Origin of the sequence: Streptomyces sp. NPDC026589 (genome assembly GCF_040638385.1) — a bacterium.
Lineage (GTDB): Bacteria > Actinomycetota > Actinomycetes > Streptomycetales > Streptomycetaceae > Streptomyces.
Genome location: NZ_JBEZYG010000052.1, coordinates 1 through 19,517 on the forward strand (window position 1 = coordinate 1; position 19,517 = coordinate 19,517).

Consider the following 19,517-nt stretch of genomic DNA (forward strand, 5'->3'; position numbering starts at 1 on the left):
AACGCTCGGCTGGGAAACCCCAGCCGAGCGCCTGCATAAACTACTCGCGGCCTGACCAACACGACCACGTGTTGCGACGATCCCTAGAAACCGCCCTCCGCGGAGGGCCCTTTCGCGCGCCCCGGGGCCGAACCGGCCGTTGACGTCGGCCAGTAGCCGCGCAGCCCGCACAGGCATAGAGGTGGACGGCCGCAAGACGGAGGGCCGCCCCGATACTCGATGTATCGGAGCGGCCCGACCACGCGGCAGACGTGGGTGCCTAGCAACGCCGTCCGGACGTAGTGCGCCGTGCCCTAATAGCTGAGGTTCTTCTGCTCGGTGATCAGGCGGCCAGCGATGTGCAAGTTTCCCTCGGAGTCGAGCACCGCGATGATCTTCTTCTGCTTACCGTGGTAAGTCGTGAAGTAGACCTTGTCCGCCTCCTGCGAGGTGGACTCGTTCGTGTTCACAGACAGCTCGATGCTCACCGGGGAGCTGATGAGCACGTCCTTCTTGGGCGACGTCGGGTAAACCTGGTTCTGCCGCAGTTTGACGCGGCCGTGGGTGTCACCATCAGCCCAGTCGGTTGCCAATCCGAGATCGATATCAGGCACGACTTCCCCCTGCAGGTTCGGCGAGTGGGCCCTGGTCGGACCCTTACGAGCTCGACCAGGGCAGAACCTATGCGCACCAGTCAGGTGCCGTCACGGGGAGTTCCGTATGCGGCTGGATTTCCGCTTAAAGAGTCTCGAATCAGCGTTCAAGACACCAGATCCGGACACAAAGACGCCCCGCTCAACGAGCGGGGCGTCCTCGCGGGCCCGAAGCAGCAGCAAGAACTTCTGGATAAGCCTCACGATACGGCCGAGGTCTGACACACCCCCGAGGCGGGGCGAGCCCGGCCGCACCCACGGAGGAACGGGACCAGCCGCTACAGCAGCGCCCCGGCCGCCCACCCGCAGAGCGGGCCCAGGACGGCCGCCGCCCCCACCCCGAACCACACAAGCCGCTCAACCGCAGCCAGCCGGGCACCGTGGTCACCGTGCCCGGATATGGCCGACTCCACGCTGTCCACCCGCCCCTCCATCGCAGTGAAGGCGTTCCGCTGCTCCTGGAGCTCCTGGTCCACGCGGTCCGTCCGGTGGACGAGCAGGGCAAGGCTTCCCTTGATCTCCGCGAACCCTTCCCCCAGCGTGCCGCGCAGCCGCTCCAGGGCCAGGCCCCGGTTCGGGTCGTCGCTCATGACCGCCTACTTCCAGTAGAGAAGCTGCGCCTGGCCGCCCACCAGGCCGTGAGTGTCCGCGTCGTCGAACACGATTGCCGCCGGCCGCCAGATCTACGCAATCAATCCATTGGCTGCGGCCCGATATCGCGACCGCGTCTCCCGACCCAAGTCCAACGCAGCGGACGCCCGGGGTCTGGCCAACATCCTCCGGACCGACCGGCATGCCCACCAGCCTCTGCCCGACGACAGCGAAGCGGGGCAGGCCGTCGCCGTCCTGGCCCGCGCTCACCAGGACGCCATCTGGGACCGTCAACAGATGATCAACCGGCTTCGGTCCCACCTGCGCGAGTACTATCCAGCCGCCCTCACCGCCTTTCAGGGCGCTGGAAAACCCGGACTCGACTCGCCGCGCGCCCGCGTGATCTTGACTGCCGCACCCACGCCGGCCGACGCCGCCAAGCTCACCCGCAGCCAGCTGCGCGCGTTGCTCAAGCATGGTGAGCGTCCACGTTGTGGGATCGAAGCCGAGGTCGAGCGACTTCGGGCAATCTTCCGCGCGGACTCCCTGCGGCAGCTGCCGCAAGTCGAACAGGCTTTGGAACAGCAGGCAGTGGCCCTCATCCGGCAGGTCGACGCCGCTTGCGTCAGCGTGGCCCAGTTGGCGGTGGCGACGGGAGCGGCATTCCTCGCGCACCCGGATGCCGAGATCATCACCAGTTTCCCAGGGCTCTCCGTGCTCTCTGGAGCACGCGTCCTCGCCGAGGTCGGCGACGACCACGAACGCTTCGCGGACACCAGAGTCATGTAGGCATACGCCGGCGCGGCTCCTGTCACACGGGCCTCCGGCCGCAACCACGTGGGTTGTGGCCCGGACCGTCAAGAACCAGCGTCTGGCATCAGCCGGGCACATGTGGGCCTTCGCAGCCCTGCGCACGCAGGCTCCACGCGCCCACTATGACCGACGGCGTGCTGGTGGAGAACGGCATACCGCAGCTCTCAGGAACTTGTTCAACAAGCTGCTCGGCTGCCTCTTCCACTGCCTGCAGCACCGCACGCTGTTCGACCCCGACCGTACCTTCGCACAACTCATAGATCTAGCTGCCTGAGCGCCTACTTGACCCGCCAGCGACATGAGATGTCTTCGACCGCTCGGCGATGGTGTGGTCCCGGGTGGGGACCAGGGTGCCGTCCACGATGAGCACGGTGTCCTTGGCGAACCGCTTGCGGGGCTGGAGTGCGAGCAGGGGGCCGAGGCGGTTGATGACTCGACCAGCCGTCGACTTCGAGACGCCGAACAGCGGAGCGAGTTGCCGCAACGTCAGATTGGTGCGCCAGTAGGCCGTGACCAGCAACACCCGGTCCTCCAGCAGCAGACTCCACGGCCGGACTCGGTGGACCACATCTGCTCCATCGCGCCGCAGCGTGGTCAGCAGTTTGCCGAAGCAGCGCGGGCTCAACCCCGCGAACGGGGCTATCCAGGACGGCTCCGATGCCGTGATCACACTCGTCACATCGTGATCATCACTCAGGCCGGCCCATGCCGAGGCAGTCCCACAGTTACGTTGATCGGGCAGTCCACAGTGCGCAAGACCGAAGGAAACCGTGAACCGACCACTGCTGTTCCTTGACGTGGACGGGCCGCTCAACCCTTACGCGGCCAAGCCGGAGAGACGTCCCGACGGCTACACCACACTCAGAGTCCCCCGGAACGACGCCCATCAGGACGACAGAGGCCTCTCCTCCCGACGACCCCTGCGAGTCTGGCTCAACCCAGAGCATGGAAGAATCCTGCTCCAGCTCGGCTTCGAGCTGTGCTAGGCCACCACATGGATGGACGACGCCAACCGATGGATCGCACCGGTCCTGGGCCTTCCAAAACTTCCCTTCGTGGACTTCGGCGACGTCCTACTCCGAGAACGCCCTGATGGAGTCCACTGGAAGACCGGGCCGCTGGTGGACTACGCAGGCGGCCGTCCTTTCGCATGGGTGGACGACGAGCAGAGCGAGCTGGATCAGACCTACGTGACCGCCCACCACCAAGGCGCCAGGCTCCTGCACCACGTCAACCCGCGGATCGGCCTACGGGAGAACGACTTCCACCCGCTCGCCGGCTTCGCCCGGCCCCTGGACACCTCACGAACCACCGGTTGAGCACCTCGCCAGCTCTTCAGGCTGCTCCGCACTCGGATCCAAGATCTTTGCGGGACAGCCCTTAACTGATCGTTTCGAGAATCAGGTTCGAAGGCATCTCAAGCAGATCTTTCTGCAAGCGAGTTGGAACAGACCGACCTAGATGTCAGCGCGTGTCAGCGGGTCTTACCCAGTCCCGATCCGTACGGGACATCTCGACGGGACATCTCGACGGGCGATCTTCGGGGTGATGCCGCGGGCCCGAAGGCGCTCGGCATGGCGCGGGGTGATCTGACGAATGCGGAGTGGGTGCGGTCGGAGCCTGGGGATCGCGCGCTGCCTCTCCCCTCCGGAACGCGCCGCGCCCGGGCCTCGTGAGGTGCGGTGTCGTGGTAATGGCCATGTAACAGCCTCCTCCTAACGTGCGTGTGTCTCGTTGGCCTCGCGCGTTGATCCGGGCGGGGCCGACGGGCTTCCCGTACCACCTCCGGAGGAGCGGGAACCTGCCGCCCGGCGCCAAGACCGACGTCAAGACCCTTGCCGCGCTCGCCGGCGTCACGCGCACCGGCTTCTACCCGAAGAAGGACCGCAACGGCACCACACGGCCCGGTGCGTACCAGCACCTTGCCGAGGAGTTCGAGCGCCGTATCCGGGAACTTCGTGACGCCGGACAGATCATCGACCCTCAAGACGCGCAGATCGAGCGCCTCAAGAAGGAGAACGCCGACCTCAAGAAGCGGGTGGCAGCCCGCGACGGAAGCATTGAAGACCTGACCGCCTTCAGGACCCTGGCCGTCTCGCGGCTTGCCGCCCAGCACGAGGAGATCGAACGCCTCCGCGCGCAGGTCGCAGCGGGCGCCCACGTACGGGCCCTGCCAACCATGGCCGAGCGGCCGGCCCCGTACGGATCGCGCAGCTGACCTCGCCCTGGCCCCACGGAAGCCGCCCGGGACAGGGCCGCGGGTCACACGGTCGGCCGCGGCGGCGCGCCGTCAGCGAGTAGGCCGATGCGCCCACTCGGCGGCTGCCCGCGGGCCAGCCGCGGAGGGGGCCGGAGACGCGTGCGCAAAGGGCGAGATCGGACAGCCATCCGGTATGCCCCAGGCTCGCGTCCCCTGGCCGGTTGGGTGTTCGTCCCGCCGAGCGGGCCACCAGCCACGATCGCGATGCCGCACTACGGCACAGCAGGGCCCGGCACCCCACCGCTCTTCATCTTCCCGTCTACCGTCACGTTGCAGCGGGTTGTTGCCGTGCTGGCGTGCACTCGCGTGAGCGCCGAATTCGCCGGGAGGCGGCGGAAGATATCCACAGGTGAATTGCTGAAGAATGCAGGGCAGCGGACCGGATTTGATCCTTCCAGTCTTCGGCTACCGGTATAGGGAAATGCCCTCGTGTCCGATCTCTCTGGGAGCTTCGATTCCGCCGTAACAACCGCACCGACGCCGTTCCCGAAACCCATAAGGAAGTCGCCACTGTGACCCTTCTCGACACCGCTGAAGTCGCGGTCATCACCCCTACCCGGCTGCGCCCGGAGCGCGTCCCCTACCTGCTGGAGCTGTACGCGAGTCTCCAGCTGCAGGGCGTTCCCTTCCAGTGGGTCCTGGCGCTGGATGGCGTGCCGCTCTCGGAACTGCCCGCGGTCCTGCGGGAGGACCCGCGCGTCGTCGCGATGCCGCTGCCCCGAGCCGTGGGCGCAGGCGCGGCGCGGAACTTCGCGTTGAACGAGGTCACCACACCCTGGTGCACCACGGCTGATAATGACGACCTCTTGCCGGAGGGATCGTTGTCCGTCCGGCTCGAGCACGCCCGTGCTCACGGTCTGGGATGGTGCGCCGGCTGGTCCGCTGACCTTCACCCCAACGGTGCGACGGCGACCTGGCACTGCCCCACGCCTCCCGGCTTCCATGAACCCGGCGACGTGTGGCGATTCTGTACGGCACCCGAATCGACCATCACCCGTACCGACCTCGTTAGGGGCAGTGGTGGATATGCCGCGCTTCCCCAAGGGGAAGATTATTCCTACCTGGTCGGGATAACAGGAGGAGCCTCTGGGGCCCTCCTTCCGGCTGTTGTCTACCATTACCGAAAGCATCCAGAGCAGATGACGGCACAGCCGTCGTATCCCGTGATGGAAATGCGTGCACGCGTCTTCGCTTGGAGACATGGTCAGCACCTGGCCTCACTCCGCGAAGGGCTCAGGATGTAGGTTCCGCGGTTCCGTGGACAGTTCCGCGTGATCATGGGCACCGTTTGGTCACTTCCGCATGATCATGGACAACAGTAACGCTCGGTAGGCAGTCAGTTGTTGACTGCTATTGATCTTCCAGTTTGGGCAGCGCGTTCTTCTTGCACCGTTTCAGTATGGCCACACTGCATCCGAGGAAGAGCCGCAGTAAGGGGCAACACCCCTACGGCATCGATTCGGTACACCGACGAGTCGACTCGCGAAGTGCCCTTCAACCTGTTGTTGTTGAAGGACTTCGACGAGTCGGCCCCGTGGCGCCGGATCAGTTCGGTACACGGCATGGCGCACTACTCGGGCGGCTACGCCTCGGCGACGACTGGCGGCCAGGTCGCCGACGAGAGCCGGCTGGAGCTCGTCGGCCTACAGCGCGCTGACGTCGATCCGCCGGTGCGCCTGTCTTCCGCTCGATGAGGCCGGACAGGTTGAGGACCCCGGCACCATCGCACCGGAGCCCTTCCTGCCGCTTACCGGGTGCTGCACATTACGTAGAGGTCTGTGGCGAACGGATCGTCGCTGAAGACTCCTGCCTGGACCCACCAGCCGTCGCGGGTAGCGCCTTCGCTCGCCAGGCCGGGCCTGGAGGAGGACAGGACGGACGCGGGCCCGTTCGACGAGGCGCCGCCCCCCGATACGTACCGGCCGGTCGGGCACATGAGGAACCCCCCGGAGGGAGTGGGCTTGGTTGCTGTGTAGGTCGTCCAGGTGACGTCGGCAATGGGGTCGGCGCAGATCGCGTAGCCGGCGACGCCGACGGTGCCGTTGCTCCTGGCGTGACCGGCCACCGTCCATTGGCTCGGCTGCCCGGCCGCCGTCCACTTCGGGAACGACTTGGAGAGCGAGGTGCCATCGCCCTGGATCTCGCCGCCGCCGCCGAGCGCGGTCTTGCCCGCCGGGCAGGACACCGTGACCTGCTGGTTGCTCGGGACCTGGACAACTGGCGTCTCCACGAGCTCGTAGCCCTGGGGCGTCTCGGCACAGACCGCCCAGACGGTCACAGTGCTGGGCTCCCCGGAGTAGTTGCGGGCGTTGGCGGCCCACCCGTACGCCATGCCCGACCCCGGGTAGGAGGTGTCGGGGAAGCTTCCGACCAGGCCCACAGCGTCGTATCCGACGCTGGGGGCCGTTGCCTCGGCGCCACCACCGATGGCGTACTTCGCCCCCGGGCAGTACACCGTCACCCGCTGAAAGTCCTGCACCGTCGCGGTCTTCTTCACGATCTGGACCGACGCCAGCCGCGGCGCCGGGGCGGCAGCGGAGGCTGCCTGGACCGGCCCCACCGCCGACACCACCAGCCCGACCGCCGCAACACAGGCGGCAAGCCGGGAACCGAAGCGGAATTGCTTCCGAAAGCTCATGGAGCCTCAATCTCTAGAGCGCGACACAACGCGCAGCGTGGCCAAAATATGACCGTACGTGTTCAATCACCAGAGCATGTCACCTGACCCGGCGATCTCCCGAACCTCAGTCCGGGTGCAACGACCGGGAGGCTGGTCAGCGCATTCACCAGGCTGATGATCCCGCGGTGACCTGCCCAGGGGCCTTACAGCACCCTGATGTTCACGACGCGGCCCCCGCGGCCTCCCGCCTCGATGTCGCACTCGACCTGAGCGCGTTCCACGAGTTCTCCGGGTCCGACGACCTTGCTGGCGGAGGCCGCGACATCCGACCCGTCGTTGTCCGGCCCGATCGCCCCCAGGCCCTGCTTTTCGTCGTACCGCTTCACCATTCCGGTCGGCACAAGCTCACCCTTCCCACGTGATGACACGCTGACGAGCCCGCTCGTGACCAATACACCTAGACGCTACGCGGAATGGGCCCCGGCCCCTTTCGCGGTCGGAGCCCACACGGACAGCTCAGCAGTGGGTCAGCTCGGCTGGTCGCCGGTGTAGCGGAAGATGTCGCCGTTCTTGTTGACGTGCCAGGCGGTGCCGTCCGCGCCGGCGGCGATGTCGGTGGCGGTGCCGGGGATGTTGACCCACGGGCTGGCGTCGTTGTTGGTGTACCGGTAGATGGCTCCGGCCGCGTTGACGCCCCACACGTTGGTCCGGGAGCCCACCGCGATCCGGCTGAGGGCGCCGGTGATGTTCTTCCACGGGTTCGCGCTGTCCTGGTCCCCGGTGTACCGGAAGATCTGACCGCCGCTGTTGACGCCCCACACGGTGCCGTCGGCCCCGGCGCCGATGTCGCTCAGCGCCCCGGGGATCTTGATCCAGGGGTTGGCGTCGTGGTTCGTGTAGCGGTAGATGGCGTCGGCGGAGTCGACCCCCCACACGTTCGTCCGGGAGCCGGCGTCGATACGGACGAGGCTGCCGTTGATGTGGGTCCACGGGTTGGAGGCACCCTGATCTCCGGCGTACCGGAAGATCTGGTGGCCGCCGTTGACGCCCCACACGGTGCCGTCGACGCCCGCGCCGATGTCGCTCAGCCCGCCGGGGATGTTGATCCAGGGGTTGGCGTCGTAGTTCGTGTGGTGGTAGATCGCGCTCGCCGCGTTCACACCCCACACCGTCGTCCTGGACCCTGCCGAGATAGCCGAGAGACCGCCCGCGACCTTCAACCAATCCGCCATGCCGAACACCTTTCTTCGAACCGTTGGTGCGGCCATCCTGGGTGATCGGGTAAGGCAATAGAGCGCGTGAACGCTTGTCTTAATAGCAAACAAGCCAGTGAGTCAAGGTTTCAATTCCCACCCACTTGCCAGGTAAGGATGGAAGCAGCCTGGCAGACAACCCTTCGACCGGAAGATCTGTCCTGCCTCCGGGGGATCGACAAGATCACCAGAGCATGTATCCCCTCGGCCGCTCCGACGGTGCGGCTTCGCAGAGACCGCCGAGCGCACGGGCATAACCGGGCCGCTGCCACCCATTCGGCCTTCCGCCCACGATCCGCCAGTAGCGGCTGAGTTCCTCCCGCAGGTGTGGAGGGACTGGACTAAACATCAGCGCTGGGCAACTGACGGACTGGTCCGGCTGGGCGGAACGTAGCCGATGCACGACGCGAGTTCATTCGCCCTCATACCCATCCGAAGCGGAGCGCGTGCAACCTCCGGCGAAACTGACCGGACCGCAACAGGCCCTAGTAGGGCTTTGTTACATCTCTGGGCAAGTGGTCGTGTTGGTGGTTTCCTGCTGAGTGGACCGCTGGGCAGTTGAGCCCTCTGGATCGGTACAGTCGCGTGCATGCTGAAGCCACTACTGCGTGCAGTTGATGCGGGCGGCCGTACCGTGGACGACCCGACCGAGGAGGCCCTGCACGACCTGTTGGCCGAGATGAGCCTGTCGCACCGGTTTGTAATCCTGGACAGACTCGATCTGGAGCCTGCGGATCAGCATTACATTCAGGTGTACCTGAACGATGACCTCAGCTACCGGGTCGAGTACCGCGAAGGCAGTGCGAAGGAGCACTACCAGGCCCATGTTCCAAGGGTCCATGAAGTGTTCGGCCCGGAAGAGTCGACCGCCAAGGTGATGATGGACTGGGCTCACGATCGACAGGGATGGCGCGAGGCGTTGCCGTGGACCCCGATGCCTTTTCGGTGAAGGATCACAGCCACTCATTGATCGCCGCGACCAGGACTGTCGCCTCGTAGCGGACAGCGAGCTTGTCGTACCGCGTGGCGACAGCGCGGTTCCTCTTGAGGCGGTTGATCCCGCACTCGACCGCGTGGCGCTCGCGGTAGTCGAGCGGGTCGAAGCGCGGCGGCCGGCCGCCGCGGGAACCGAGCCTTCGGCGGTTGCGGGCCTGGTCGGCCTTGTCCGGGATGGTGCAGCGAATCCCGCGCCGACGCAGGTAAGCCCGGTTCCTGCGGGAGGCGTACGCCTTGTCGGCCCGCACGCTGTCGGGGCGGACGCGAGGCCGTCCCGAACCGATGCGGGGCACGCGGACCTTGTCCAACACCGCCTCGAACTGCGGTGAATCCCCGCGCTGCCCGGCCGTCACCACGATCGACATCGGCTTCTGCCCCTGCTCGACCGCCAGGTGTAGCTTGGTCGTGAACCCGCCACGCGACCGTCCCAGCCCGTGATCGACCGGCTCGGTGGATGTACCACCAGGCGGCTCCTTCTACAGGTCGCCCTGCCTACAGGCCCCGGCTGCATGCTGATGAGCGCGGCACACTGTGGAGTCGACGCTCAGGTCCCACGTGATCGCACCTTCCGCATCGGCCAGGGACTGGAGACGGGTGAAAAGCCGGTGCCAGGTGCCGTTGCGCTGCCACCGGCGGAACAGGTCGTAGACCCGGCTCCACGGTCCGTACTCGGCGGGCACGTCCCGCCACGGAACGCCGGTCCGGACCCGGAACCGTATGCCGTCGATCAGCTGCCGCCGAGGCCAGACGGGCGGCCGCCCCAACCTGGCACCCTTCGGCAACAGCGGCTCCAGCACCGCCCACTGCTCGTCCGTGAGATCTCCCCGACCCATGAACCGTGATCATCCACAGCCCAAGATCCACTTTCGATACAGGCCCTAGGTGACTACGACGACGGAAGTTCGAGCTGCGCGAGCACCCGAATACCTGCGCGACTGGACATCCGCCGGCCCCCGCTTCGTCAGGCGCATCCTGGCGGCGTCCGACCCGCAACTCACCCTCAAGGCCCGCCTGCGCTACGGCACCGCCACCGCCACCGCCGAGCCCACCATGCCAAGCCTGAGCGAGGCTGACATCGCCGTGAGGGTGCCCAAGACGCCCGGCATCTGTTGCCGTCCTGGACATTGCGGCTGCTACCGCCCAAGAGCCCGCACCAGCCGAGGATCGCGAGCATCCATCGCGCCTGCGTGAGCCTCATGCTCATTCCCGGAACAGGTCTCAGTCGCCGCCCCCGCCGCCCCCGCTGCCGCAGGAGTGGGTGTCGACGTCGTTGGCCCAGCTGCCCCCGTCGCCCGGGCCCTCACCGTCGATACGGCCCGGGGTTCGGCTCCCGCGTGGTGCCTGCGGGAGGACGGGCGCGAATTCCCTCCTGCGTACCGCGTCGAGCGTCGCGGGCGAGACTCTCGCCAGTTCGGCCTCGGCCCGTTGCCGGCAGTGCTCGTTGAAACGTCTCCAGCGCCGGGTCATCTCGCCCGGCCACGCTGCGGAGAGCAGCGAGAGGAAGGCCCAGACGGCGAGCTGTGCGAGGACCCACGCGGCCACGTCGTCCGTGGGGAGGAACGGCACCGGCGCCCGGGCCGGGATGGACTGGATGGCCATGCCGACGCCCGCCAGAAACCCGGCGCTCAGGGAGAGGACCCGGCCGCGCTCCGCGAACCAGCGCAGACCCGTCTTCTCCTGGGCGAGTGCGCACCGGGGTCCGGCGGCGCACGTCGGCGGGCGGCACGAGGGGGGCGACGCCCAGATCGACGCCGAACACCGGCCTCACCCCGGCCGCCGCGGCGGCCTTCGCGAAGCGCACCGTGCCGGTGACCATGTCGCGGTCGGTCAGCGCCACCGTCCCGATCCCGCGCTCGGCGGCCCGGGCGATGAGCGCATGCGGATGCGGATGCGAGGCACCGTAGCGGGCCGAAAACCCACTACTGACGTGCAGATGAGGGACGCTTCCTCGCATGACACCCTCCGCCCAGACACCCCCAAAGTAGTACCAATTGACCGCCTACACCTTGACTGTATCGAACATTAATTCGAACGCGCGAGTTTGGGGCGTCATGGTTTCAGCCGCTCGCTCTGTGGTTCGTTGCGATAGATGGCACTTGGTCGCAACGTCTGACCCCCGGAGCGCGACCTCACCCTGTCGTTAGACTCCGGCATCATGACGGCCGCCACTCCTATATCGCCCATCCCGGTCGCGCCTTCGGGCCTGACCGATCGGGCCAGAAGTTTCATCGAGGTGGACGGCGTTCGTGTTCCCCGGCAGGGCCTCGGGCAGCACCGGGAGTGGTGGATCGAGTACGGGATCCCGGCTGTGGAGATCGACCGGGCCGAGGCCTTCCAGGACCGCTGGGGCGGTCTCGCGCTGCCGCCCGCCCCGTTCTACGAGGGCGGTCCGCGCATCCTGGACGCCGACTGTCCCGAAGGCTCGGCCGCTGAGGGCTGGTCGTTTCCGGCGGGGGACTGCCGGGTGTCCATGGCCTACGGATTCATGATCGGTCCCGACGGCTCATTCGGGATCGACGCCTACCGCTGGACACCGCTGCATGCCAGCACGGACGGATGGGTGGAGTCCCTGGCGCTCGCCGCTCATGCCGGTCGCCGGGCCAAGACCGTGACAAGGATCAAGGGGAAGGCCGTCGAGTCATTGGATCTCGCCGGCTTCGAGCCGGTGCCTGAAGTACAGGGCGTGACGGACACGTGGTGGCGCGGCAAGGACTCGCTCATCGCCCTCTACCGAGGCGAGGCCCTCGGCATGAACGCTCCACAATGCCTGGAAGCCCACGTGTACGGCGGCCTCGACGAGTGGGGGCTCCACGGCGGCTGATCGCCGACACGACCCAATCCCGGCACCTACTCGGCCCGGCGGCCCGCACCGTCGCGCTCGATCGCGTCGAGCTGAGCAAGGTGCCTGCCGGAGGAACAGCTCAACGCCGGTGTCAGGTCGGCCGACCAACTCGTGCAGGTGCCAACAACGATGACCAACCGGTGCCACCTATCGAGACCGAAGGGGAGGAGCGCGCCTGCTCGGCGGGGTCCGCTGGTGTCATCTACCGCGACCGGTCACACGCTCCTGCCGTGACCTAGCGTCGCGGCTGGCCACTGAGCGTCCTAGTTGGCTGAAACGGTGCAAGCGCGACTGAGTCGCGGCCCGCCCGGACCCCGCGCGAGCGAGGAAAAGGAGGTGCTGGCTTCCGGCCTGCGGAGGCACGATCTCTTCATGTCGACCGATGTCAGAGGAATGATCGAATGCCGGCCAGGAGCCCGTATATGGGGCCTCAACGACGAGGACTCCGTGTGGGAGGCCGGCATCGACCTCTACCTCCTCAATCAGGGCTACGCCTACGACGGCCTGGCCTGCCTCTTCGGTGTCCGGAACTCCTATGGATTCCGCCCCCTGGCCGAGGACCGGGGCTTCCCGGATGACGCCTCGGATGGCCTGCGAGAAGAGTTCGCCGGCTACGGCGACTCCCCCGATGTGTACGGAACCACCTGGCTGACCTGGGCGGAGCTGAATGCCACGGACTGGCAGGAGACCAACATCTCAGGCACACGAACCCGCGCCTCGGCTGCGGGAATCGACACCGCCTGGGGCCGGGTCTGGAGCGTCATGCGCACCCTCAGCGAAGTCCACGGGGCGGAGAACGTACGCCTTGTCGCCTGGTTCCACTGACGTGTTGTCCGACTACCTGGCCAGGCGGACCAACTACGGATCTGCCAGCCGCTACTGGGCCAGGCGTGCCGCACGAGGACGGATGGTCTCAGGCGCAATACGGTTCGCCTGTACGCGGGTGATCAGTGTGAATTCGAGGGTGGGGACCTGATGGTGCGCAGGAGTGGACGAAGACTGGTGTCGACGGCGGCGTTGCTGTCGGCGGTCGGACTGACCGCAGCGTGCGGGGAGAGTCCCGAGCGTGCCGACGCCGGAGGAAAGCCTCGTACCGCGGCGAGCACGGCGGCCGACAAGTCGGAGCGCTCCGGACCCTTGACCGCTGTCGAGCTGAAGGCCGCGCTGCTCACCTCGGAGCAGGCTGTCGGTTTCGAGATCACGGATGGCCGTTCGCGGGACGGTGCTGCACCGGAATCCTCCTTCGACGCCGAGGAGACCGTCTCCCCGGAGGTCTGCCGGCATGTGAAGGAGGCCATCTCGGGTGACGGTGAGGAGGCTGCCGCCGCCTCGTCGATCATGTACCCGGCCGGGACGTCCATCTCTCCCCGGAGCACCAGCCTGATGAGCTATCCGGAAGAGGCCGCCCGGGCCCGCATGACGCACCTGCGCGAGGCCGTCGGGGCATGCGGCCGGTTCAGGTTCAGCAACAAGTTTGGAAAGTCGTCCGTCACGAGCGAGGTGGTCAAGGTCCCGGACCTCGGGGACGACGCGCTGCGGTACCGGACCCTGTCCCGGCTGGGCAGCAGTGGCTTCGCCTGGACCCTGGTGACCGTTGTACGCGTCGGAGGTGTCATCGCGACCATGCAGGTCATGGTGCCCACCGGGCCCATGACGCCAGAGAAGCTCGCCACCTTCAAGCCGGCACCGGGACCCGAGGAAGCGGTCACCGCCACCCTGATCAAGAACGTCACCAAAGCCGAGAGCACCTGAGCACCTCGTTGCGGTACGCCGCAGACCCGCATCGGCCTGACCGGGCTTCAGCGGGCGGACCGGACTGTTGCGGGCACGGGCGCCAGGGCAGAGGAAGCGTTCCTGCGGTGAACCTACTCCCCCGCGCGGGTGACAGCCGGGTCCCCGGGCTTCGCGGAGGGCAGGGTGGCCCGGTAGAACACGTTGGTGATCAAGAACTTCGTACGTTTCAGCACACTTTCCTTCGCCCTTGTGTCCCTTTTCTCCGCTCCCGCCGTTCAGGCCGCTCCGGCTGCTGAGGTGACGACCTTGGCCGACGCGGTCGGCCTGGTACAGGTCACCGAAGAGGGCCGCACCGGTTACACCCGCAGCAAGTTCAAGCACTGGAACTCCGGCGCCGACAAGTCCGACGGGTGCAACACCCGCAACGAGGTCCTCATCGCCGAGGCAGTCGTCGCACCGACCGTGGGGGCCGGCTGCAAGCTGACCGGCGGCACCTGGGTCAGCTATTACGACGGCCAGGAGGTCACCAGCGCCGGGTCCCTGGACATCGACCACATGGTGCCGCTCGCCGAGGCGTGGGATAGCGGTGCCTCCGCCTGGACCGCGACCAGGCGGGAGGCGTACGCGAACGACCAGGGCGCGCACGTGTCCCTCGTCGCGGTGACGGCCCGCTCCAACCGGCAGAAGTCCGACCAGGACCCGGCCGACTGGATGCCGCCGTCTCTGGACGCCGGGTGCCGGTACATCTCAGAGTGGGTCTCGACCAAGCTCCGCTGGCAGCTCACCGCGGACGACCGCGAGCTGGAAGCGCTGAAGGTCTACGCGGACGGACCGTGCGAGGACACCATCGTCCGCTACACCCCGGCCGCCTGACCCGCCCGCACGTGGGAATGCCCGCTCCGCCGGGCCGCCCTCGGGTCGGCGTAGCAGGCGCTCCCGACCGGGACCGCAGATGCCGGGCTGGATTGTCAGTCCCCGCTCGTACCGTCGAAGACAGGTGCCGGAGTGGCCAGGCCGGTGAGCGAGCGGAGCGGGCACATGGGCGAGATCAACCTGAGCAGCCGAGATCTGGGGCGGCTCCTCGCCGCCAGCACCAGCGCCCGGATGCGCCGCCCGCCGTACCAGGAGGCGTTCGCCGAGCTGGCCGACACCTACCGGGGAAGGCCCGGCCCGGAGATCCTGCCGCTGCTGCGCCGGGCCGCGGATGAAGCGCTGCTCGGGTTCACCGACGCGGATCTGCGGGAACAGGCGGAGGCTATCCGGTCCGGCGCACGGTACGTGCTCCGTGTCCGCGTCACGTAAGACAGTGTGATCGGGTGGACGCCGAAGTCGGCGGCGATCTGTTCCAGCGTGACGCCGGGCTCGCGATTGCGCGCGACCCGCACGACGTCCTCGCGGAACTCCTTCGGATACGGCTTGGGCACTGCAACATCCTTCCAGGCCGCCTCTCAGCAAGCCAGGTCAGGTGTCACCTATCCGTACAGCAGTCCCCAAAGGTACTGCCACCGTGTCGCTATTGAAGAACAGGAGAGTCGGGCCGTAGTCGTGCTCATCTGACTGTGACTGGGATACCTGCTCGTCTCCGCCTTCAGAACCTGGCTCTCAGCAGTTGGGTGCCGAGGTCGGTGAGCGCGTGGTGGCGGGTTCTGCCGATCGAGAGGGTGGTGATGAGGCCAGTGTGGCGTAGGGCAGTGAGGTGCTCGCTGACGCTGGAGAGGGAGAGCCCGCTCCGCTTGGCCAGCTGGCCAGTTGTACCGCCTTCAGCACATATCTCCAGCACAGCGGCTCTGCTATGGCCCAGCAGCGTACCCAGCGCTGGGTACGAACCCGTCTGAGCTGCCGAATGGGCCCGGAAGGTGCAGTCTTCGCCGACTTGATAGTGGAGTGTCGGTTGCTCATCCAGCGGATCACACGGCACATACGAGGGGAAGGCACTGGGGCTGGGCGCGAGCAGCAGCCCCCGTCCGTTGAGGCGGTAGTCGATGTCGAACGGGCTGTCCACTTCGAGCACCGGCGACCTCCAACGCATCTGGGGATTCAGCCCACTCAGGAGCTGCTCGACACCGCCTTCGGATAGCACCCGGGCCTGCTTTGCCAGGTTCGCACTGAGCGAGGCATGAACAGCGGACCAGTGGGGACCGATGGCTACGCGGTGGTAGTCGCGGATGGACCCTGCCAGCGCCTGAAGAGCTTTCCCCCTCCCTTCGGTGATATGCCGTAACGGACCCGGCAGACCTCCCCAGTCAGCGACATGTCTCATGTTCGCCCGCAGAGTCCTCAGCGGCGTGGACAGCAGCTGCTCTAGTTCATCCTCCAGATCCCGCCCCTGGCGGCCACTCAGGAGGAACGCAGGAACAGGGCCGTCGAGTGCGCAGACAGCAGTCACCAGATGCCGGGCAGAGTCCGCATGTCTCAGCTCGCTGCGCACGGCCCAACGCCAGGAACCGACCGGCGCCGGCTTCGGATGCGCCAGGGACAACATACTCAACGTGGTCACCGCCAACCGGCTCGGAGCCGCAACAAGCCTCGTGCGGGCGATATCGTCCACCGAAAAATGGATTCGCATCATCAGCTGACCCCTCTCATCTACGTTTCGGTCCTCGCCGAAACGTAGCCCTGACACGCACGTCTCCGCCACCATGGATTCAGTCAGAAGCGGTAGATCGAAACAGAAGGTGGACGCTGGTTTTCTGCCTGGAATTCGCCGGATCGTCGACGAAACCTGTTGACGGGCCCTGCGCGTCACTGTCAGCGTCGGGGCGAAGACATTCTGCGGGCAGGAGAATTTACCTCTCGCATTGGCAGAAGCAAGGGAATTGACTGTTCGCTCGATGAGGTGGACCGGCGGGGTCCGGTCCGCAAGGGGAGAAGATGATGCTCAAATCCAAGCTCGCTCGCGCTGCGGCAGTAGGCGCCGCTGCCGCCACCATGCTGTTCACGTCGACCTACCCGGCCATTGCCCAACAAACGGATGAGGTCGGAGTGCTGAGTAACATAACTCTTGAAATCGCTGTAGGAACGATGACCTTCATCGACGACGGCGACGTCTTCAAGATCTGTGACACAGCAAAGAACGGGCAAGGTGTGTACGGCGCACTCTTCTATAACTCGTACATCAACAGCAACGGCTGGGATCGCGTAATGAAGACCGTGGACGGCGGGGATAAGGGCTGTGACAAAAAACCACACAACGTCGGAAATGGCGGCCAGTACGTCATGGCCCTCTGCGATGGAAGGTATCCAACCAGTATCCTTCACAATGGAGACTGTATGGTTACCGGGACGTTCAACGAATAGTTGAACAAACACCTCACCCCCGCCTCCCTCGGAACCCGCTTCTGATTCGCGCGTGTGCGGGATGAGGAGGTCACTCGCCCGGTGGGTGGACGCTCCCCAGAGCCACTGACCCGGACCGCGATCCTTCAGAAGCTGTCTTCACCGCCTTCGGAGCCGCACCGGCGGCAGATGGCAGGGCTCGGCCGTCTCCTGCACCGTTTCCCCGCTTTCCACCAGGTCGCGCCCGGTCGATGGCAGCTCGGCCGCAGCAACGTGCAAGTTGGCCGACCGCTCGCTGCTGCGGTGGACAGTGCGGCGTAAGACTTCCTTCTCCGTCTTCGCCTTCTCGGTGGGCTCGCGCCGTGGAGCGTAGATCCGCTCGTTCTGTGCCTTACGGGCAGCCTCGACCTCCGGGCTGCAGCAGGTGATGCGCACGCTCTCGGACCAGGTCTGGGAACCCGGCTTGCCGGACACCGCCTCTCATAGCGGGTCCGGGACGGCCGGCATCAGTCTGTACGCCCTCGCTCCGGCCCGGCCCGGCTGGCCGGGCCGGGCCGGGCCGGAGCGAGGGCGTACAGGGTTAGTTCAGCGGGTACTTGGGCGTCGGCGGCGGTGCAGCAGGGCGGCTCCGCCCGCGAGGGCCAGTGCGGTGCCGGAACCGCTGGCGAGAAGCAGGGTGGTGGACGGGGTGTCGTCCTGCGTGCGCTGGAGGCTGTAGCCGCTGGAGTAGCCGGTGGTGTCGTACTCCGAGCCGGGCAGCTTGTCGGCGTAGCGGGCCTTGACCAGTTTCTGGTAGTCGCTGAGTGACACCGATGCCTGGCCGCCGAGTCCTTGCCGGGCCTGGTCGTTGAGGGGCTCGACGTTGGTGAGTTTGAGCTGGTACCAGCCGCGGATCTGCGGTTCGGTGAAGACCAGTGTGCCCAGGGTGGCTTTGCTGGCGTATGTGGCGTCGTGGTCGCCGTCGCGTACGGCTGCCAGGTGCCAGCCACCGCCCTGGGTGGGGGCGAGCATGACGGTGGCGTTGCGGCCGTTGACGGTGGCGCTGAGCGAGGAGACCAGTTGTGTCAGCTTGATCGCGTCGGTGGGCAGTGGCTTTGCGGTGCCCGCGACGAACTCGGGGGTGATCTCGTTCAGTGCCACCGGGTCTTTGATCGTGAAGGCTGGGAGGCCCTGGCAGGGCTCGGCTGTTTCGGGGATCGTCTGCACCGGCCCGTCGGCACTGTCGGTGGGTACCGGAGTGCGCAGGAAGTTGCAGACGGTGTTGCGGACCTCGGTTGACTTCACCGCGTCGAGGGCGGCCTGGTAGTCGGGGATGTCGGCCGGGAGAGGGTCCTTGGCGGGGGTCGCGTGTGCCGGACCGGCGACGGACAGTAGCGCGGATGCGCTCACTGCGATGACGAGGGACAGACGGGAGGAGCGAGAGGCTGCCCGTTTGCTGGACTTCTTGGTTCCGCTGGTGTCGCTCATGTCGCCTGCCTTAGCGGGAGATACCGATGCGGGAGTGGGTCCACTTGGACGAGCCGTTGCTCACGTAGTCGTTGTAGTTCCACCACGTGTACGTGGTGGTGTCCGGCCACGGGTCGGCCACGGCGATCCTGTTGTTCGACGTGTCGAAGCCGTAGACCACGTTCATGTGGCCGCCTCCGGACGTCCACCCGATGCGGGCACCGATCGGCCGGGCCGCCTTGACGTCGGTGTACACCTGGTTGAACGTGGCAGCGCTGCTCAGGCCGGAGCCGGTGTGGGTCATGCCGAGGCTGCTCCAGCCCTTGGCCATGTCGCCGAGCGTGGCGGGCTGGTTGTTGCAACCGTATTGGGGCTGGGCCCGGTCGCAGAAGTCGGTCTGTGTGGAGCCGAAGCCCTGGAACTTGGCGATGGTCAGTCCGGAAGCGACCCAGCACCACTGGGTCTTCTCCTGCTTCAGCATGCTGATGTTGTCCTGGCCCGCTTCGGCGTGGGCTGTGCCTCCCGCGGCCACGAGCGATCCCAAGGCGGCCAGCGCGATGGCCGACGCCGTGGCTCTGTACCTGAACCTGCCCATTTTCCTGCCTTCCCCTGATGGGTACAACGAGATGAACGGGTCAACCTGGCAGTCATATGACAACGCATCATGCTGGTGGCAGGCGGTGGGCTCGCAGGGAATAGCCCCTTACTGATTACTTGTCGCGTAATCATGCGACTTGGTTGTGGCAGCGCCAGGGCAGGATCCGTCGGCCGAGGAGTACACCACCTGGCCCGGCCCGGACCCGCTCGTGTAATGCGGGCGGTGGCGGTCCTCGGCCCGATTGCCAACTGTCGATCGGGCTGCTTCCTGGGCGTATCCGAGGGTGTCCTCCCGTCACGATCGCGGAAGGGGCGCTGTGATCTTCGTCGGCCGGATCGAGGACGGTATGCCGGAGCTGGAAGCCTAAGGGCTCGCAGAGAATCAAGGTGTTGCTTCCCACGGTTCAACTCGTTGGTGTGGTATGCGCATATCTGGCGAGGTCCGTGATCAACTCGG

At 66.5% G+C, this 19,517-nt stretch carries 20 protein-coding genes and 5 pseudogenes; 12 read left to right on the forward strand and 13 right to left on the reverse strand.

Annotated features, from left to right (window positions below; all coding sequences use genetic code 11):
* Positions 1–293: 293 nt before the first annotated feature.
* Together AB0F29_RS40865 and AB0F29_RS40870 are read right to left on the reverse strand one after the other, a co-directional pair.
* Positions 294–593, reverse strand: a complete 300-nt coding sequence (locus AB0F29_RS40865; protein ID WP_361883908.1) for a DUF6342 family protein — start codon at positions 591–593, stop codon at positions 294–296.
* A gap of 317 nt (positions 594–910) precedes the next feature.
* On the reverse strand, positions 911–1,222 hold the full coding sequence (locus AB0F29_RS40870; protein ID WP_361883911.1) for a hypothetical protein: 312 nt from the start codon (positions 1,220–1,222) through the stop codon (positions 911–913).
* 85 nt (positions 1,223–1,307) lie between these two features.
* Between AB0F29_RS40870 and AB0F29_RS40875 the strand changes: the two are divergent.
* Positions 1,308–2,310: pseudogene (locus AB0F29_RS40875) on the forward strand (transposase); the annotation flags it as partial.
* 33 nt (positions 2,311–2,343) lie between these two features.
* Here AB0F29_RS40875 and AB0F29_RS40880 read toward each other — a convergent pair.
* Positions 2,344–2,715: pseudogene (locus tag AB0F29_RS40880) on the reverse strand (transposase family protein); the annotation flags it as partial.
* Between the two features lie 91 nt (positions 2,716–2,806).
* Here AB0F29_RS40880 and AB0F29_RS40885 point away from each other — a divergent pair.
* The 4 genes and pseudogenes from AB0F29_RS40885 to AB0F29_RS40900 all read left to right on the forward strand — a co-directional run bounded on the left by AB0F29_RS40885 (position 2,807) and on the right by AB0F29_RS40900 (position 5,990).
* A pseudogene (locus AB0F29_RS40885) lies at positions 2,807–3,355 on the forward strand (hypothetical protein).
* A 407-nt stretch (positions 3,356–3,762) separates the two neighbouring features.
* Positions 3,763–4,254, forward strand: a complete 492-nt coding sequence (locus AB0F29_RS40890; protein ID WP_361883913.1) for a hypothetical protein — start codon at positions 3,763–3,765, stop codon at positions 4,252–4,254.
* A 554-nt stretch (positions 4,255–4,808) separates the two neighbouring features.
* Positions 4,809–5,540, forward strand: coding sequence for a glycosyltransferase (locus tag AB0F29_RS40895; RefSeq protein ID WP_361883916.1), 732 nt, complete (start codon positions 4,809–4,811; stop codon positions 5,538–5,540).
* A 243-nt stretch (positions 5,541–5,783) separates the two neighbouring features.
* Positions 5,784–5,990, forward strand: a complete 207-nt coding sequence (locus AB0F29_RS40900; RefSeq protein ID WP_361883919.1) for a hypothetical protein — start codon at positions 5,784–5,786, stop codon at positions 5,988–5,990.
* Between the two features lie 53 nt (positions 5,991–6,043).
* Here the strand turns inward: AB0F29_RS40900 and AB0F29_RS40905 are convergent, their stop codons facing one another.
* From AB0F29_RS40905 to AB0F29_RS40915, 3 genes are all read right to left on the reverse strand, one after another.
* Entirely contained in the window at positions 6,044–6,934 is an 891-nt protein-coding gene (locus AB0F29_RS40905) for a hypothetical protein (protein ID WP_361883922.1), read from the reverse strand.
* Positions 6,935–7,119: 185 nt separating this feature from the next.
* Positions 7,120–7,317: a cold-shock protein gene (locus AB0F29_RS40910; RefSeq protein WP_361883925.1), complete on the reverse strand. Its 198-nt coding sequence runs from the start codon at positions 7,315–7,317 to the stop codon at positions 7,120–7,122.
* Positions 7,318–7,443: 126 nt separating this feature from the next.
* Positions 7,444–8,148: a tectonin domain-containing protein gene (locus AB0F29_RS40915; protein ID WP_361883928.1), complete on the reverse strand. Its 705-nt coding sequence runs from the start codon at positions 8,146–8,148 to the stop codon at positions 7,444–7,446.
* 610 nt (positions 8,149–8,758) lie between these two features.
* Here AB0F29_RS40915 and AB0F29_RS40920 point away from each other — a divergent pair.
* Positions 8,759–9,118, forward strand: a complete 360-nt coding sequence (locus AB0F29_RS40920; protein ID WP_361883931.1) for a hypothetical protein — start codon at positions 8,759–8,761, stop codon at positions 9,116–9,118.
* A gap of 4 nt (positions 9,119–9,122) precedes the next feature.
* Here the strand turns inward: AB0F29_RS40920 and AB0F29_RS40925 are convergent.
* The 3 genes and pseudogenes from AB0F29_RS40925 to AB0F29_RS40935 form a co-directional block, all read right to left on the reverse strand.
* Positions 9,123–9,998, reverse strand: a pseudogene (locus AB0F29_RS40925) (IS5 family transposase).
* A 385-nt stretch (positions 9,999–10,383) separates the two neighbouring features.
* A complete protein-coding gene (locus AB0F29_RS40930; RefSeq protein WP_361883964.1) occupies positions 10,384–10,764 on the reverse strand; it encodes a hypothetical protein in 381 nt (126 codons plus the stop codon).
* Between the two features lie 88 nt (positions 10,765–10,852).
* Positions 10,853–11,119: pseudogene (locus tag AB0F29_RS40935) on the reverse strand (PHP domain-containing protein); the annotation flags it as partial.
* A gap of 201 nt (positions 11,120–11,320) precedes the next feature.
* Between AB0F29_RS40935 and AB0F29_RS40940 the strand changes: the two are divergent.
* The 5 genes from AB0F29_RS40940 to AB0F29_RS40960 all read left to right on the forward strand — a co-directional run bounded on the left by AB0F29_RS40940 (position 11,321) and on the right by AB0F29_RS40960 (position 15,043).
* Positions 11,321–11,986, forward strand: a complete 666-nt coding sequence (locus tag AB0F29_RS40940) for a hypothetical protein (protein ID WP_361883934.1) — start codon at positions 11,321–11,323, stop codon at positions 11,984–11,986.
* A gap of 393 nt (positions 11,987–12,379) precedes the next feature.
* Positions 12,380–12,832 (forward strand): hypothetical protein, encoded by a 453-nt coding sequence (locus AB0F29_RS40945; RefSeq protein ID WP_361883937.1) that lies wholly within the window; start codon positions 12,380–12,382, stop codon positions 12,830–12,832.
* 150 nt (positions 12,833–12,982) lie between these two features.
* Positions 12,983–13,759, forward strand: coding sequence for a hypothetical protein (locus AB0F29_RS40950; RefSeq protein WP_361883940.1), 777 nt, complete (start codon positions 12,983–12,985; stop codon positions 13,757–13,759).
* A 186-nt stretch (positions 13,760–13,945) separates the two neighbouring features.
* Entirely contained in the window at positions 13,946–14,614 is a 669-nt protein-coding gene (locus AB0F29_RS40955) for an HNH endonuclease family protein (RefSeq protein WP_361883943.1), read from the forward strand.
* Between the two features lie 165 nt (positions 14,615–14,779).
* Positions 14,780–15,043 (forward strand): hypothetical protein, encoded by a 264-nt coding sequence (locus tag AB0F29_RS40960; RefSeq protein WP_361883946.1) that lies wholly within the window; start codon positions 14,780–14,782, stop codon positions 15,041–15,043.
* Positions 15,044–15,329: 286 nt separating this feature from the next.
* On the opposite strand, the gene AB0F29_RS40965 is transcribed toward AB0F29_RS40960, so the two are convergent.
* Positions 15,330–16,310, reverse strand: coding sequence for a winged helix-turn-helix domain-containing protein (locus AB0F29_RS40965; protein WP_361883949.1), 981 nt, complete (start codon positions 16,308–16,310; stop codon positions 15,330–15,332).
* 302 nt (positions 16,311–16,612) lie between these two features.
* Here AB0F29_RS40965 and AB0F29_RS40970 point away from each other — a divergent pair, with 302 nt between their 5' ends.
* Positions 16,613–17,038 (forward strand): hypothetical protein, encoded by a 426-nt coding sequence (locus AB0F29_RS40970; protein ID WP_361883952.1) that lies wholly within the window; start codon positions 16,613–16,615, stop codon positions 17,036–17,038.
* A gap of 138 nt (positions 17,039–17,176) precedes the next feature.
* Here the strand turns inward: AB0F29_RS40970 and AB0F29_RS40975 are convergent, their stop codons facing one another.
* The 3 genes from AB0F29_RS40975 to AB0F29_RS40985 form a co-directional block, all read right to left on the reverse strand.
* Positions 17,177–17,491: a hypothetical protein gene (locus tag AB0F29_RS40975; RefSeq protein WP_361883955.1), complete on the reverse strand. Its 315-nt coding sequence runs from the start codon at positions 17,489–17,491 to the stop codon at positions 17,177–17,179.
* Positions 17,492–17,602: 111 nt separating this feature from the next.
* On the reverse strand, positions 17,603–18,484 hold the full coding sequence (locus tag AB0F29_RS40980; protein ID WP_361883958.1) for a hypothetical protein: 882 nt from the start codon (positions 18,482–18,484) through the stop codon (positions 17,603–17,605).
* A gap of 10 nt (positions 18,485–18,494) precedes the next feature.
* Positions 18,495–19,058 (reverse strand): papain-like cysteine protease family protein, encoded by a 564-nt coding sequence (locus AB0F29_RS40985; RefSeq protein WP_361883961.1) that lies wholly within the window; start codon positions 19,056–19,058, stop codon positions 18,495–18,497.
* Positions 19,059–19,517: the final 459 nt, after the last annotated feature.

What these genes read in the sequence shown, in the direction of transcription:
- AB0F29_RS40945 (WP_361883937.1), top strand. Translation starts at nt 12,380, where the DNA reads ATGTCGACCGATGTCAGAGGAATGATCGAATGCCGGCCAGGAGCCCGT.
- AB0F29_RS40950 (WP_361883940.1), top strand. Translation starts at nt 12,983, where the DNA reads ATGGTGCGCAGGAGTGGACGAAGACTGGTGTCGACGGCGGCGTTGCTG.
- AB0F29_RS40965 (WP_361883949.1), bottom strand. Translation starts at nt 16,310, where the DNA reads ATGATGCGAATCCATTTTTCGGTGGACGATATCGCCCGCACGAGGCTT.
- AB0F29_RS40915 (WP_361883928.1), bottom strand. Translation starts at nt 8,148, where the DNA reads ATGGCGGATTGGTTGAAGGTCGCGGGCGGTCTCTCGGCTATCTCGGCA.
- AB0F29_RS40980 (WP_361883958.1), bottom strand. Translation starts at nt 18,484, where the DNA reads ATGAGCGACACCAGCGGAACCAAGAAGTCCAGCAAACGGGCAGCCTCT.
- AB0F29_RS40930 (WP_361883964.1), bottom strand. Translation starts at nt 10,764, where the DNA reads ATGGCCATCCAGTCCATCCCGGCCCGGGCGCCGGTGCCGTTCCTCCCC.
- AB0F29_RS40920 (WP_361883931.1), top strand. Translation starts at nt 8,759, where the DNA reads ATGCTGAAGCCACTACTGCGTGCAGTTGATGCGGGCGGCCGTACCGTG.
- AB0F29_RS40870 (WP_361883911.1), bottom strand. Translation starts at nt 1,222, where the DNA reads ATGAGCGACGACCCGAACCGGGGCCTGGCCCTGGAGCGGCTGCGCGGC.
- AB0F29_RS40985 (WP_361883961.1), bottom strand. Translation starts at nt 19,058, where the DNA reads ATGGGCAGGTTCAGGTACAGAGCCACGGCGTCGGCCATCGCGCTGGCC.
- AB0F29_RS40960 (WP_361883946.1), top strand. Translation starts at nt 14,780, where the DNA reads ATGGGCGAGATCAACCTGAGCAGCCGAGATCTGGGGCGGCTCCTCGCC.
- AB0F29_RS40905 (WP_361883922.1), bottom strand. Translation starts at nt 6,934, where the DNA reads ATGAGCTTTCGGAAGCAATTCCGCTTCGGTTCCCGGCTTGCCGCCTGT.
- AB0F29_RS40940 (WP_361883934.1), top strand. Translation starts at nt 11,321, where the DNA reads ATGACGGCCGCCACTCCTATATCGCCCATCCCGGTCGCGCCTTCGGGC.
- AB0F29_RS40970 (WP_361883952.1), top strand. Translation starts at nt 16,613, where the DNA reads ATGATGCTCAAATCCAAGCTCGCTCGCGCTGCGGCAGTAGGCGCCGCT.